Source organism: Arthrobacter pascens, from assembly GCF_017052465.1.
Lineage (GTDB): Bacteria > Actinomycetota > Actinomycetes > Actinomycetales > Micrococcaceae > Arthrobacter > Arthrobacter pascens.
In genome coordinates, this window is record NZ_JAFHKT010000145.1 from 153,641 (window position 1) to 166,210 (window position 12,570).

Below are 12,570 nucleotides of genomic sequence, written 5' to 3' on the forward strand. Positions count from 1 at the left end.
GGGGAAAGCGGCGGGCATCAATGGAGCCCGGTTGGCTAAGGTGATGCGAAGGGACCCGCTGGTGGAACTCACTGCTGGAAACGTCTGGATAATGCTGTCGACGGCGCTCGTGCTGCTCATGACCCCTGCCCTGGGCCTGTTCTACGGGGGCATGACGCGCGCGAAGGCAGCACTCAACATGATCATGATGAGCTTCGTCTCGGCAGGCATCGTCGGAGTCGTCTGGGTCCTCTGGGGTTACTCGATGAGTGGCGGCGACGGCATCATGGGCCTCTTCGGCAATCCCTTCTCCAGCTTCGGGCTCACCAACCTTGCGGGTACCGACCTCATCAAAGCCGGCTACAGCGCCACGTTCGCCATGCTCACCGTTGCCCTCATCAGCGGTGCCATCGCCGACCGCGCAAAGTTCACGGCCTGGGCTATCTTCGTTCCGCTGTGGATCACAGCGGTCTACTGCCCCCTCGCCTTTATGGTCTGGGGCGGCGGACTCATGAGCCAGGGCGGAGCGGTCACGGCGGTGTTCGGCCAGGTCATCGACTTCGCCGGCGGCACAGTGGTCGAAGTCAGCTCCGGCGTCGCGGCCCTGGTCCTGGCTCTCATCGTCGGCAAGCGCCACGGATTCGGCAAGGACCCCGGCCACCGCCCGCACAACGTCCCGTTCATCATGCTCGGGGCGGGCCTCCTTTGGTTCGGCTGGTTCGGCTTCAACGCCGGTGCAGCCACCACCGCCGAGCAGGCAGGGCTGATCTGGATCAATACCCTGGTGGCCCCTGCCGCCGCACTCCTCAGCTGGCTCGTCACCGAGAAGGTCCGCCACGGCCACCCGACCTCCCTCGGCGCCGCGTCCGGCGCGGTCGCCGGCCTGGTTGCCATCACCCCGTCCTGCGCGGACATCAGCCCCCTCGCCGCGGTGGGCCTGGGGCTGGTGGCCGGATTCTCGTGCGCCATGTTCGTGGAACTGAAGTACAAGTTCGGCTTCGACGACTCCCTGGACGTCGTCGGAGTCCACCTCGGCGCCGGGCTCGTCGGAACGCTGGCGCTGGGTTTCATCGCCCTGCCGGTCGACGGCGTGGGCGGCGGCCTCTTCTACGGCGGCGGCGTCCAGCAGCTCATTGCCCAGACCGTCGCGGTCCTCATCACCCTCGGGCTCTCCGGCCTGATGACGGCGGTCATCGGCATCGCGATCCACAAGACCATCGGCTTCCGCGTCAGCCACGAGGACGAGGTCGCGGGCGTCGATGTGTCCGAGCACGCCGAGACCGCCTACGAGTTCGGGTCGCTGGCCCACAGCCACTTCCACCCGCTTCACCAGCACGTCCAGGCGACGGCGGCCCACGCCGCGCCCGTTCCGTCTGCGCCCGTCCAGCCGGAAGCCGTTCAGGCGGAAGCCGTTCAGGCGGCGGCCCCGGCCGCCGAAGAGCTCGAGAAGGTCGGCGCCTAACGGACTACTCGCGGGACAGACGCAGCTCGGGCCGGCTTTTCGCCACTTCGTCGAGGACTTGCGCCACGGCCTCACGGGCTGCCGCGCCGTCGGGTCCCGGAGCTGCAGGGTCCGTGAGAATGGACCCCGCCCGGAGTGCGAACCTGTCCCAGTCACCGCCGCCACGCCGCAGGGCACGCAGCGGCGCCAGGACGGCGGCCCGGCGCAGCCACACGTCAGGTTCACGGGCCCATCGGTCCAGCACCGACTCAGCACGGCCCCTGCCCTGGGCGTCGAGGTCCTCCATCAGCGGCCCAACGACGTCGACGGCCAGGAGGTCGACCAGGGCGCGCAGCCGGGCTGTCCTGACAAAGCCTTCAATGCGCGTCAGGTCCGAGTTCGTGAGAAGCCGCACCCTGGACTGCAGGAGAACCGCGGCTGCGAGGCGGCGCTCGAAAACCGGCTCAGCCCACAGTTCGGAACTCAGCGCGGTGATGTCATCGTGCGCCAGGTCGGGGTGACGGCGGAGTGCATCACGGACTGCGCCGCGCACCGCACCTACCGAGGACCCGTAGTACTGAAGCCGAACGCCGACACCCCCGCCATGCTCGCGGCGCATCTCGTCGGCCCGGTACCAGGCCCCTTCCCGCTGAAGGGCGCGGTCGATGAACTCGCCAGCCGCACTCATCCGTTTATCCTGCGCCGTCCGGTTCCGTGTCTCCCCGCGCAAGACGGACGGCGAACGCGCCGGCGGTGCCGCCGTCGGCCTTTGCCTGCATTTTGAGCGGGCACTTCTGCAACCCGATGCCCGCGCCTATACTCATTGCACCGTTCTATCACTGAGCGCTCGGTCACTGCGCGGTAGCAGCGACGCAAGGTTGGAAGGTCGAGGTGGCCATGGTCAAGATTCCGTTCCTGCATCCACACCGTGGGAACTCAGAAACGCCTAAACAACCCCGGCGGAAAGCCTTCTCGTGGCTGCAGCGGGAAGAGAGCCAGTTCAGCCACGGCAGCAGCAGTTTGTTCTTTCTCGCGCACGATACTCCGCCGCCGCCCTCGGTGACGTGCATCCAGGGGCATGAAGTCCGGCCGGGCGAAACAACCTGCGACCACGGGCATCCGGTCGGTTGACCACGGAGCGCCCGTTAGCTGTTCCGGTACGCGGCCAGGAATGTTGAGATCCTGCGCACTGCTTCTTCGATGTCCTCGACGGACGGCAGGATGACGAAGCGGAAATGATCCGGCTGGGGCCAGTTGAACGCCGTCCCGTGGGACACCAGGATCTTTTGGTCCCGCAGCAGATCAAGGACGAACTGCTCGTCGTTCTTCACCGGGTACAGCTCAGGGTCGAGCCGCGGAAACAGGTACATGGCTCCCGCGGCGGGCACGCAGGTGACCCCCGGAATAGCTGTCAGGAGTTTGAGCGCACGGTCGCGCTGTTCACGCAGCCTCCCCCCGGGCCGGATCAGGGCATCAATGCTCTGGTAGCCTCCCAGACAGGTTTGGATCGCGTGCTGGGCCGGGACATTGGGGCACAGGCGGAGGGAAGCGAGCAGCTCGAGCCCTTCGCGGTACGCCAGCGTCGCTGCATGCGGACCGGTGACGGCCACCCAGCCGGCGCGGTAGCCCGGCATGCGGTATGCCTTGGAAAGTCCGCTGAAGGTCAGGCAGCAGACGTCCTCTGCTACGGAGGCTGTGTGGATGTGCTCGGCGTCCTCGTAGCGGATTTTCTCGTAGATCTCGTCGGAGAACAGCACGAGGTTGTGCTTGCGGGCAAGGGCGGCGAACTGCTCCAGGACATGCCGGGGGTAGACGGCCCCGGTGGGGTTGTTGGGGTTGATGATGACGATCGCTTTTGTGCGTTGGGTGATCTTTGACTCGACGTCGGCCATGTCCGGCCACCAGTTCTCCGCCTCGTCGCACAGGTAGTGCACCGGTTTGCCGCCTGTGAGTGCCACAGCCGCGGTCCACAGAGGGTAGTCGGGAGCAGGGATGAGGACTTCATCTCCGTTTTCCATGAACGCCTGGAGGCTCATGGAAATGAGCTCACTGACTCCGTTGCCGATGAAGATGTCCTCGACGCCGATCTGCAGGAGGCCCCTGGTCTGGTAGTACTGGGAAATAGCCGTGCGCGCCGAGAAGATTCCCTTGGAGTCGCTGTATCCCTGGGCTCCCCGCAAATGATGGATCATGTCCACCACCACGGATTCGGGCGCTTCCAGTCCGAATTCTGCGGTGTCCCCCAGGTTCATTTTGAGAATCCGGTGTCCCTCGGCTTCCATTTGCTTCGCCGTTTGAAGCAGGGGCCCCCGCAGTTCATAGCGGACGTTCTGAAGTTTGCTGGAAAGCTGCATCGGACGCATGGTTGATCTTTTCATAAACCGCCGGGTGTGGCGCTGATTGACCCGTTGCGGGAGCTGGAGGATCTTAGGTCGGCCTGAGCGAGGAACGGGTAGCCCTGCCCCGAGAACCAGTGAGAGACTCTGTTCCATGCGTGAACTGGTTGTACTGGGCACAGCCTCCCAGGTGCCAACGCGCACCCGCAATCACAATGGCTACCTGTTGCGCTGGGACGGCGAGGGACTGCTCTTCGACCCAGGAGAGGGTACGCAGCGGCAAATGATCCATGCCGGAGTCTCGGCCTCCCAAATCACGCGCATCTGCCTCACTCACATCCACGGCGATCACTGCTACGGGCTGCCCGGCGTGCTGTCACGCATGGTGCTGGACAGAGTCACCCACCCTGTTCATCTGCACTACCCCGCGTCCGGCGAGGACATCGTCCGTGCGCTGGTGTCCGTCGCCTCCCCCGGCCTAGATCTTCGGCTGCAGCCCCACGCCGAAGCCGGGCAGGTCGCACCATACCTGGAGGTGCAGCCACTGCGCCACCGCGTTGAAACCTACGGCTACCGGCTCACCGAACCTGCCGGCCGAAGCATTCTTCCCGAGAGGCTGAAGGCGGCGGACATCACCGGCCCGGACATCGGGCAGCTGCAACGCGAGGGGATACTCCGCGGCGTGCGGCTTGAGGACGTGAGCATACCGCGGCGCGGTCAGCGCTTTGCCTTTGTCATGGACACCGCTCCTTGCGAGGGCGCCGAAGCGCTGGCCGACGGCGCAGACCTGCTCGTGGCCGAGTCCACGTTCAGCGATGAGGACGCCGCCTTGGCCGCGCAATTTGCCCACCTCACGGCGGGCCAGGCCGGCAGCCTGGCGAGGACCGGCGGCGTTGACACGCTGGTCCTCACCCACTTCTCGTCCCGTTATGGGGACACCGGCCTGCTTGCCGAGCAGGCCAGGGCACTCGCCGACGGCGCGACGGTTATCGCAGCGAATGATCTCGACAGGATCACCTTCCCCAAGCGGCGGTCGTCGTCCTGACCTAGGCGACGGGTCATGCCCTCTCCTGCAGTGCGGCGCTGTGCCAAGGCAGTCTGTCGGGAAAAGTAGAATTGAAACGTCATGCAATGTTCCTACTTTAATGCCGCCCGTTGCCTTTCCTGCACACACATGGGCCAGCCATACGCCGAACAATTAGCAGCCAAAGAGCTGCACTGCCGAACCCTCCTCGCCGCCCACAGCTCGCTGCAGTGGCTTCCACCGGTGGGAAGCCGCGAGGCCGGTTTCCGCAACAAGGCCAAGATGGTCGTGGGGGGCTCGGTGCGGAATCCTACCCTCGGGATTCTCGACGCCGAGGGGCGGGGCGTGGACCTGCGCGAATGCGGCGTGTGCTCGCCGGGTCTGCAGGCCTGTCTCCCGGCCTTCGCTGCGTTCATCAGCCAGGCCCGCCTCACGCCTTATGACGTGCCGCGGCGCATCGGAGAGCTCAAGCACCTGATCGTCACCGAATCCCCGGACGGCGAACTGATGCTGCGCCTGGTCCTGCGGTCGGAAAACCTGATCGGCCGCATCCGCCGTCATCTGCCCTCCTTGCTTGAGGCATTGCCGCAGCTCAAGGTGGTGTCCGTCAACCTGCACCCAGAGCACAAGGCTGTGCTGGAAGGGGATCGGGAGGTGGTGCTCACTGCGCAGTCAACCCTGCGGATGCGCGTCAATGACCTCGACCTCCATCTGAGGCCGCAGAGCTTCTTCCAGACCAATACCGAGATGGCGGCTGCCCTCTACCGCCAAGGAAGCGAATGGGTCAGTGAAGTCGCGCCGGCTTCCGTCTGGGACCTGTACTGCGGCGTTGGCGGATTTGCCCTGCACTGCGCCGACCCGTCCCGGGACGTCGTCGGCGTCGAGACCAGCCGGGAAGCCATCGCGAGCGCAGAATTGAGCAGCGGGGACGCGGGCCTGCAGAGGGTTCGTTTCCGGTCCGGCGATGCGACAGCCTTCGCCGTTGCCACCCGCCCTGAGCCGGAGCTCGTAATCGTCAATCCTCCGAGGCGCGGCATCGGCAACGACATGTGCGGCTGGCTGGAATCCTCAACGGTGCAGCACGTCGTGTACTCGAGCTGCAATGCCAAATCGCTGGCCCGCGATCTCGCAGCCATGCCGTCGTTCACGGCGCGGCGCGTGCGGCTGCTGGACATGTTCCCCCAAACCTCCCACTACGAAGCCATGGTGCTGCTTGAGAGGTCCTAGGCGGAGCGGCGGCGGGCCCCTTCACCCTCCAGCACGGCGCCTCAGACGTACCTTTTGAACCACGCCAGAGTGTCGTTCCACGCGGCGGTCGCCTGTGCCTCGTTGTAACGCTCTCCGGTGTCGTTGTGGAACGCGTGGTCGACGCCGGGATAGACCTTGATCTCGTGGCGCACATCGGTCGCGTCCAGGGCGTCCCGGAATGCCGGCATGGCGCCGGTGATCCGGTCGTCGAGTTCCGCATAGACGCCCAAGACCGCCGGCTTGATGGTCGGAACCTTCTCCAGATCCGGCGCGGGTCCATAAAACGCGGAGGTTGCCTTGAGGCCGGTCAGCTCCGTCGCCGCCTGCCAGGTGATGCCGCCGCCGAAGCAGTAGCCGGTCATGGCGATGCGGCCTGCGTCGACGTAGTCCTGTGAGTTCAGGTAGTCGAATCCGGCCTTGAAGTCGGAGACGTGGCGTTGGGCTCCGGCCTTGGTCAGTGCACCGGGTACGGCGTCCCGGTCGAGACTGGCGGTGCCGCCCTCTCTGCTGAGCAAGTCCAACGCGAGCGCGGCGTACCCTTCCTTGGCGAAGCGGCGCGCCACGTCCTGGATATGCGGAGTCAGCCCGCGGTTCTCATGGCAGACGAGCACTGCAGGTCCCGGCCGGTTCCCCTCTGGCCGGGCAAGGTAACCGCTGATGTTGGTTCCGCCTGCAGGTACCTGGACGGTCGCCGTCACCATGCCCGCCGCACCTTCAGGAACGGACAGGGGGCTCTTGGCTCCTGGCACTGCGCCTGCGGAAGCGGTTCCCGTGCCCGGGGATGTTGTGGTGGGGTCGGGGGTGGGCATGGGGTCGGTGCTGCGCGGAACTTCACTTGGTGTGCAGCCCACCAGCAGCATCGCGGCCGCGGCTGCGCCCATGCTGCCAGTAATGAAGGCCACGCGACGCGTAAATGTGCGTCGGCTCATGGCGCCGGCGCGGTAATCGTCGAAAAATTCCTCGATCAGGTACTTCTCAAATTTACCCAGCTGCGTCATGAGGGCCTCCTTCGGTGTGAGGGTATCCTCCTCTGAAGTTATTAACCCGGCAAGGGGGCGGAGTGCGGGCCCGACGACGCCGCGTGGTGGAGAATGTCAGGCATGAGCAACAACCCGTGGGAGTGCGAGGAGCTCTCCGAAGCGCCGGCTGGATGGATCCCCGCCACGGAGAACGGCTGGGGCGCACTGGTCGTCTGGGCCGCAGGACCAGGCAATGTCGTGCGCGTGCCCGCCGCGCCCAGGGACCGGCACACTGTCGTAGTCACTCATTACCCCGACGGTAGCGAGCACCGTGAGCCGTCGATGCTCAGCGACGCCGAGCTGGAGTCAATTGACGACGACATCGATGCCTACCTGGACGATGCCGGACTTCCGCCCAGGCCCCGCGGCTATGACTGGTTCATCCGTCGTCCCCAGAATACCGGCCCGGGAGACGACGCGTTTTGGGCTGCCGTCTGGTCGGCCACGGCGGCGTCCCTGCCGCATGAGGCGATGGACCCGTCGAAACTGAAGTCGCCGGCAAGGGATGCGCTGGCGCGGATGTACCAAGGCTGAAGGGCGGATCGACCGCTTCAGTCTTCGGTGCAGCTGGCATGATCCGCGGGCGGTGTGGTGGCATCCTCCTCAGATGGTCCGGTAATGGCTCCTAGATCTGCCCGGTCGGGCCCGTGTCCTCGACTTCCCCACGCCAGGCGCCGGTTTCGGTACCGCGCGATTCGATGAAGTCCTTGAATTTCCGCATGTCGGCTTTGACCTGCATCTCGTCGATCTTCAGGGCTGCACCTGCTTTCTCGGTGAAGGTTTCCGGCGCCCATTCGAAATGGACCTTGACCTTGGTGTGATTGGCATCCAGCGGCGTGAACCTGATGATGCCGGCATGGGACTTGCCGTCGGTGCTGCGCCACGCGATGCGGTCGTCAGGCTCCTGGTCGACTATTTCCGTATCGAATTCCCGCTGCACGCCACCCACCTTGGTAATCCAGTGGTTGGTGGTGTCGGTCAGCTGGGTTACGGATTCCACACCGGACATGAACTGCGGAAAGGATTCGAACTGTGTCCACTGGTTATAGGCCGTACGGACCGGAACGGCGACGTCGACGGTCTCCTCAACCTTTTGCATCTTCTCTTCCTCCTGTCAGCGAGGGACGGCCCGTGATAGCGGACCGGAGGAGGGCACCGTTCTGGTGGAAGGCAACCCTCCACCCCTGAACCGTAAATCCGCTGGCTACCTGTGTCCAGACCTTCCTGGGGCGTGCCCAGTCCTCAGCTGACGGCCTGCTTCACGAGCGCGCTGATCGTTGCCTCATCGGCGGCGGTCAGCGTCTTCAGGGCGAAGGCGGTAGGCCACATCGTGCCGTCGTCGAGGTTGGCCGAGTCGTTGAAGCCGAGCGTTGAGTACCGTGTCTTGAACTTGTGCGAGCTCTGGAAGAAACAGACGACCTTGCCGTCCTTGGCGTAGGCGGGCATCCCGTACCAGGTTTTGGGCGAGAGTTCCGGCGCTGTGGCCTTGATGAGAGCGTGAAGCCGCTCGGCGATGGAGCGATCCGGTTCCGGCATCTCGGCGATTTTCTCGAGCACGTCGCTTTCCCCGTCCGCTTTGGCGCCACGCGATCCGCGGCGCGTGGCCGACTTGAGTTCCTGCCCGCGCTCCTTCATCGCGGCTCGTTCCTCATCCGTGAATCCCTCATACGTCCTGGCACTCTCGGCCGACCGTTCCGTGTCCTTCATTGCAGGTTCCTTTTCTGTGTGAACCGATGGATGTCGCCGTGGCCACCGTGTGGCACCCGCGGCGACATCCCCGGCGTCGTTTCTGTGTCAGGACTGGTTGAAGGTCAGGCCTGGTTGAAGCGGACCATGTTGCCGGAAGGGTCACGGAAGGCGCAGTCGCGCGGGCCCCAGGGCTGGACGATCGGTTCCTGGAGGACCTCCGCGCCGGCGGCCCGCACCGCCTCGAACGTGGCGTCGAGATCGTCCGTGCGGAACACGATGTTGTGCAGGACGCCCTTGGTGAGCAGCTGCTGGAGCGCGTCGCCGTCGTCCTGGGAGCGGCCCGCGTGCGGGAGTGACAGCACGAGCTCCAGATCGGGTTGGGCCGCGCTGCCGAGCGTGACCCAGCGATGTCCGTCCGAGCCGACGTCGTTGCGCACGTCCAGGCCGAGTACGTCCCGGTAGAACGCGAGCGACTCGTCGAGGTCGTTAACAGTGATGTGTGAGTACTGAAGTGAAATGTTCATGCCTCACACGCTATTGCAGCGGTTGCGGGGGCGCTTCTTCAATCCTGCTCGGCTTGCGCGCGGGCCGCGTGTGCTGCCGGGCAATGCACGAGGGCATAGCCTTCACCGCGTGGTGCTCCCGGGCCCGGTACACGCTGGGCGGCATCCCGACGATCTCCGTGAACCTGGAACTGAACGAGCCCAGCGACGTACAGCCGACCTCCATGCAGGCATCCGTCACGCTGACACCGGCCCGCAGCAGCGCCATGGCGCGTTCGACCCGCCGCGTCATGAGGTAGTTGTAGGGCGTCTCGCCGTAGGCCGCCTTGAACTGGCGGGAGAAGTGTGCCGGGGACATCAGGGCACCGGCGGCCATGGTGGGCACATCGAGAGGCCGGGCGTATTCGCGGTCGATCAGGTCGCGGGCGCGGCGTAGGTGGGCAAGGTTGGCCAACTCCTGCGGTGTCATGCCGCCATTGTAGTTATAGATGCACATGAGGACTTCCTTAGAAGTTCCTGGGCTTTTCAGCCGACCCGACATCCCCGATGCCCACTTCAGCCTGGTTGAGTTCTCGGCATGGGGGCCCCCTCCAGGGGTGTCCCTGCTCTACTACCTAGCACGGGTCCTCACGCCGGTCACCCACGCAATTATCGCTCTGCCCATATTCGTCGGGGCGGCCATCGGCGTCCTCGTTATCGTCTTCAAGGCAGGCGAGAGGTTCCAGAACGAAGCTGACGGCCTCATCTGATGAATGAGGAAAGCACCGGGATTCACTGCCGACTCGATGAACTCACTCGCTGCGCGGAGAATTGAGACATGCCTGGCATGAGCACTGACACCCCAACCGTCCCGTCCCTGGCGCGCCGCGCTGTCCTGAGCCGGCGCATCCGGATGCTTGCGGCAATGACGATCACCTATAACGTCATCGAGGCCGTCGTCGCGCTCTGGGCCGGCAACGTGGCGGACTCCTCCGCGCTAATCGGTTTCGGCCTGGATTCGGTGATCGAGGTCGCGTCCGCCGTCGCCCTATCCTGGCAGTTCTCCGCCAAGGATCCGAAACGGCGCGAGCACCTGACCCTGCGGATCATCGCGATCTCTTTCTTCGCCCTCGCCGCGTTTGTCACGGTGGACTCTGTGACGTCGCTGACCGGCGGCGGCGAAGCCCGGCACTCGACGCCGGGCATCGTGATCGCTGCCCTGAGCCTTGCCGTCATGCCGGTCCTGTCATGGTTGCAGCGGCGTGCGGGGCGGGAGCTTGGCTCCAAGACCGCGGTGGCGGATTCCAAGCAGACGCTGCTGTGCACCTACTTGTCGGCGGTCCTGCTGGTTGGTCTGGTGCTCAACGGCACCATGGGGTGGTGGTGGGCCGACGCCGGTGCCGCCTTGGTCATTGCCGCGATCGCCGTCCGTGAGGGCATCAATGCCTGGCGCGGCGATGCCTGCTGCACCGTCCCGCTCGCCGCAGCTGCCGACGTCGCGACCGAAGCCGACGACGGCTGCTGTGAGGGCTGCGCAAAAACGCCCGAACCGCAGCCCCCCGCCCTCAAGGGCGAGCAGCTTCAGGAACCCTGACCGGGCCGGCAGCCCTTCTATGCCTGGTGCCCGACTATTTCGAGGACGTGCGCGTAGTTTTGTGCGAGTGTGGGGTCCGCGACTGCAAGACACCTCATGGCGACCCGAACGACGTCGACCGCAACGGTCTTGGAGACCCGAACCAGAGGATATCCCTCCTGGACGACCTCCCAGTGGGCTCCGGGAATGGTGTGCGTGAGGACATCTCCGTAGAACATCCCGATGGGGCGGGCAAGCCTCGCCAGCAAATGCCTGTCCCCGGCGCCGTCGATGGCGTGATCAATCGCGGCAAGGCTCTCTGCACTTCGCGGCAGCTTTTGACCTCTGTCGCGGAAGTATCTGAGGAGTTCGTCATATCCGCCGACATTGGTTGGCGGGGACGCTGAGACCTCCGAATCAACCGGCTTGTACTCTGCGTATCTCCAGGGGATCCCCGACGGCAGCCGTTGCAGCGGTTCTGGGGAGTCGTCAGGGCTACTCATTTCGCCACCCTACGCCCCCGGCATGGGCTGGCGAATAGCGCCTGGTGGTCATCCTCTGCTTGGGGCCTTCCGCCTGAACCACCTGGCCGTTGCCGGGGCGCAGCCATCAGAGCGGCGTACTCTGGGGGCATGGCCACGGCGGCAGCCGAGGGCGGCAACGAGTATGCGCGGCAATCCTGGCCGAGCCCGACGAACAGGGGTACTGCATGGACCTGTTTCAAACGATCATGTTTCCGTTCAACTGGTTCGTGTCCATCATCATGGTGGGCTTCCATGAGGGCCTGAGCGGCATCGGCCTGCCGCCGGCCAGCGGCTGGACCTGGACGTTGTCCATCATCGGGCTCGTGTTGGTAATCCGTGCCGCCCTGATTCCCGTGTTCGTCAAGCAAATCAAGGCACAGCGCGGCATGCAGTTGCTGCAGCCGGATTTGAAGAAGCTGCAGGACAAGTACAAAGGCAAGAAAGACCCGCTGTCCCGCCAGGCCATGGGTCAGGAGCAGATGGCCCTGTACAAGACGCACGGCACCAACCCGTTCTCCGCGTGCCTCCCCCTGCTGATCCAGATGCCGTTCTTCTTTGCCCTGTTCACAGTGCTGTCAGGCATCAGCACCGCCCGTGACCAAGGCAAGGGCATCGGAGCGATGAGCCATGATCAGGTGATCCAGTTCGACGACTCCACCATCTTCGGCGCCCCGCTCTCGGCCACGCTGCTTCACAACCCGGAAGGCAACCCGACAGCGGTCACCATTCTGACCATCGTGATGATCCTGGCGATGACGGCGTCCCAGTTCATCACGCAGAAGCAGATCATGGCCAAAAACATGTCCGAGGAAGCCATGGCGTCTCCGTTCATGCGCCAGCAGAAAATGATGCTCTACCTCCTTCCCATCGTCTTCGGTGTGGGCGGCATCAACTTCCCCATCGGCGTCCTCATCTACTGGACCACCACGAACCTTTGGACCATGGGTCAGCAGTTCTTCGTCATCCGCCGTATGCCGACGCCGGGATCCCCCGCCGCCAGGGCCCTCGCCGAGCGCCGCGCAGCCAAAGGCCTCCCACCCCTCCCCCAGGGAAGTAAAAAAGCCGACGCCGACGCGGCGGCTGCCGCTGCGGTGGCGCACGCCCATAGCCAGCGCGTCCAGCCGCAACGCAAGAACAGGAAAAAGAAGAGGTAGTAAGGCTTGTCGAAAATGCCGAGCACGTGGCCAGACCCGGGAAAGCACTGCACTTCCGTAGGTCTCGGCCACATGGTGCAGACGATCGAGGAATTTAGGGC

At 64.9% G+C, this 12,570-nt stretch carries 16 protein-coding genes; 7 read left to right on the forward strand and 9 right to left on the reverse strand.

The features are described from left to right. Positions 1–43 precede the first annotated feature (43 nt). Positions 44–1,441, forward strand: a complete 1,398-nt coding sequence (locus JYA52_RS15145; protein ID WP_240460409.1) for an ammonium transporter — start codon at positions 44–46, stop codon at positions 1,439–1,441. Between the two features lie 4 nt (positions 1,442–1,445). Here JYA52_RS15145 and JYA52_RS15150 read toward each other — a convergent pair whose 3' ends face one another. The 3 genes from JYA52_RS15150 to JYA52_RS15155 all read right to left on the reverse strand — a co-directional run bounded on the left by JYA52_RS15150 (position 1,446) and on the right by JYA52_RS15155 (position 3,783). Then, positions 1,446–2,108, reverse strand: a complete 663-nt coding sequence (locus tag JYA52_RS15150; RefSeq protein WP_205653993.1) for a DNA alkylation repair protein — start codon at positions 2,106–2,108, stop codon at positions 1,446–1,448. A gap of 4 nt (positions 2,109–2,112) precedes the next feature. Next, positions 2,113–2,244 carry a hypothetical protein gene (locus JYA52_RS22830; protein WP_276208587.1) on the reverse strand — a complete coding sequence of 44 codons (132 nt, stop codon included), beginning with the start codon at positions 2,242–2,244 and terminating at the stop codon, positions 2,113–2,115. Positions 2,245–2,565: 321 nt separating this feature from the next. Next, positions 2,566–3,783, reverse strand: coding sequence for a pyridoxal phosphate-dependent aminotransferase (locus tag JYA52_RS15155; RefSeq protein ID WP_205653994.1), 1,218 nt, complete (start codon positions 3,781–3,783; stop codon positions 2,566–2,568). 127 nt (positions 3,784–3,910) lie between these two features. Between JYA52_RS15155 and JYA52_RS15160 the strand changes: the two genes are divergently transcribed. Further along, positions 3,911–4,801: a ribonuclease Z gene (locus tag JYA52_RS15160; protein WP_205653995.1), complete on the forward strand. Its 891-nt coding sequence runs from the start codon at positions 3,911–3,913 to the stop codon at positions 4,799–4,801. A gap of 81 nt (positions 4,802–4,882) precedes the next feature. Next, positions 4,883–6,007 carry a 23S rRNA (uracil(747)-C(5))-methyltransferase RlmC gene (gene rlmC / locus JYA52_RS15165; RefSeq protein WP_205653996.1) on the forward strand — a complete coding sequence of 375 codons (1,125 nt, stop codon included), beginning with the start codon at positions 4,883–4,885 and terminating at the stop codon, positions 6,005–6,007. Between the two features lie 41 nt (positions 6,008–6,048). On the opposite strand, the gene JYA52_RS15170 is transcribed toward rlmC, so the two are convergent. Continuing rightward, on the reverse strand, positions 6,049–7,026 hold the full coding sequence (locus tag JYA52_RS15170) for a dienelactone hydrolase family protein (protein WP_205653997.1): 978 nt from the start codon (positions 7,024–7,026) through the stop codon (positions 6,049–6,051). 102 nt (positions 7,027–7,128) lie between these two features. Between JYA52_RS15170 and JYA52_RS15175 the strand changes: the two genes are divergently transcribed. After that, positions 7,129–7,581, forward strand: coding sequence for a DUF5956 family protein (locus tag JYA52_RS15175; RefSeq protein WP_240460371.1), 453 nt, complete (start codon positions 7,129–7,131; stop codon positions 7,579–7,581). Positions 7,582–7,672: 91 nt separating this feature from the next. Here the strand turns inward: JYA52_RS15175 and JYA52_RS15180 are convergent, their stop codons facing one another. The 4 genes from JYA52_RS15180 to JYA52_RS15195 form a co-directional block, all read right to left on the reverse strand. Then, positions 7,673–8,146: an SRPBCC family protein gene (locus tag JYA52_RS15180; protein ID WP_205653999.1), complete on the reverse strand. Its 474-nt coding sequence runs from the start codon at positions 8,144–8,146 to the stop codon at positions 7,673–7,675. 143 nt (positions 8,147–8,289) lie between these two features. After that, positions 8,290–8,754 (reverse strand): iron chaperone, encoded by a 465-nt coding sequence (locus JYA52_RS15185; protein WP_205654000.1) that lies wholly within the window; start codon positions 8,752–8,754, stop codon positions 8,290–8,292. A gap of 104 nt (positions 8,755–8,858) precedes the next feature. After that, positions 8,859–9,260, reverse strand: a complete 402-nt coding sequence (locus tag JYA52_RS15190) for a VOC family protein (protein WP_205654001.1) — start codon at positions 9,258–9,260, stop codon at positions 8,859–8,861. Between the two features lie 10 nt (positions 9,261–9,270). Then, a complete protein-coding gene (locus JYA52_RS15195) occupies positions 9,271–9,708 on the reverse strand; it encodes a helix-turn-helix transcriptional regulator (RefSeq protein WP_205654002.1) in 438 nt (145 codons plus the stop codon). A gap of 25 nt (positions 9,709–9,733) precedes the next feature. Between JYA52_RS15195 and JYA52_RS15200 the strand changes: the two genes are divergently transcribed. Further along, positions 9,734–9,988, forward strand: coding sequence for a hypothetical protein (locus JYA52_RS15200; RefSeq protein ID WP_205654003.1), 255 nt, complete (start codon positions 9,734–9,736; stop codon positions 9,986–9,988). Between the two features lie 77 nt (positions 9,989–10,065). Continuing rightward, positions 10,066–10,812: a cation diffusion facilitator family transporter gene (locus JYA52_RS15205; protein ID WP_205654101.1), complete on the forward strand. Its 747-nt coding sequence runs from the start codon at positions 10,066–10,068 to the stop codon at positions 10,810–10,812. Positions 10,813–10,829: 17 nt separating this feature from the next. Here JYA52_RS15205 and JYA52_RS15210 read toward each other — a convergent pair whose 3' ends face one another. Then, a complete protein-coding gene (locus tag JYA52_RS15210) occupies positions 10,830–11,294 on the reverse strand; it encodes a DUF6278 family protein (RefSeq protein ID WP_205654004.1) in 465 nt (154 codons plus the stop codon). 206 nt (positions 11,295–11,500) lie between these two features. Between JYA52_RS15210 and yidC the strand changes: the two genes are divergently transcribed. After that, on the forward strand, positions 11,501–12,469 hold the full coding sequence (gene yidC, locus JYA52_RS15215; protein WP_205654005.1) for a membrane protein insertase YidC: 969 nt from the start codon (positions 11,501–11,503) through the stop codon (positions 12,467–12,469). Positions 12,470–12,570 lie beyond the last annotated feature (101 nt).

Excerpts from the sequence above, each read along its gene's own strand:
- JYA52_RS15160 (WP_205653995.1), top strand. The coding sequence starts at position 3,911 with ATGCGTGAACTGGTTGTACTGGGCACAGCCTCCCAGGTGCCAACGCGC.
- JYA52_RS15205 (WP_205654101.1), top strand. The coding sequence starts at position 10,066 with ATGAGCACTGACACCCCAACCGTCCCGTCCCTGGCGCGCCGCGCTGTC.
- JYA52_RS15145 (WP_240460409.1), top strand. The coding sequence starts at position 44 with ATGCGAAGGGACCCGCTGGTGGAACTCACTGCTGGAAACGTCTGGATA.
- JYA52_RS15195 (WP_205654002.1), bottom strand. The coding sequence starts at position 9,708 with ATGACACCGCAGGAGTTGGCCAACCTTGCCCACCTACGCCGCGCCCGC.
- JYA52_RS15210 (WP_205654004.1), bottom strand. The coding sequence starts at position 11,294 with ATGAGTAGCCCTGACGACTCCCCAGAACCGCTGCAACGGCTGCCGTCG.
- JYA52_RS22830 (WP_276208587.1), bottom strand. The coding sequence starts at position 2,244 with ATGAGTATAGGCGCGGGCATCGGGTTGCAGAAGTGCCCGCTCAAAATG.
- JYA52_RS15185 (WP_205654000.1), bottom strand. The coding sequence starts at position 8,754 with ATGAAGGACACGGAACGGTCGGCCGAGAGTGCCAGGACGTATGAGGGA.
- rlmC (WP_205653996.1), top strand. The coding sequence starts at position 4,883 with ATGCAATGTTCCTACTTTAATGCCGCCCGTTGCCTTTCCTGCACACAC.
- JYA52_RS15150 (WP_205653993.1), bottom strand. The coding sequence starts at position 2,108 with ATGAGTGCGGCTGGCGAGTTCATCGACCGCGCCCTTCAGCGGGAAGGG.
- JYA52_RS15170 (WP_205653997.1), bottom strand. The coding sequence starts at position 7,026 with ATGACGCAGCTGGGTAAATTTGAGAAGTACCTGATCGAGGAATTTTTC.
- JYA52_RS15190 (WP_205654001.1), bottom strand. The coding sequence starts at position 9,260 with ATGAACATTTCACTTCAGTACTCACACATCACTGTTAACGACCTCGAC.
- JYA52_RS15175 (WP_240460371.1), top strand. The coding sequence starts at position 7,129 with ATGAGCAACAACCCGTGGGAGTGCGAGGAGCTCTCCGAAGCGCCGGCT.
- yidC (WP_205654005.1), top strand. The coding sequence starts at position 11,501 with ATGGACCTGTTTCAAACGATCATGTTTCCGTTCAACTGGTTCGTGTCC.
- JYA52_RS15155 (WP_205653994.1), bottom strand. The coding sequence starts at position 3,783 with ATGCGTCCGATGCAGCTTTCCAGCAAACTTCAGAACGTCCGCTATGAA.
- JYA52_RS15180 (WP_205653999.1), bottom strand. The coding sequence starts at position 8,146 with ATGCAAAAGGTTGAGGAGACCGTCGACGTCGCCGTTCCGGTCCGTACG.
- JYA52_RS15200 (WP_205654003.1), top strand. The coding sequence starts at position 9,734 with ATGAGGACTTCCTTAGAAGTTCCTGGGCTTTTCAGCCGACCCGACATC.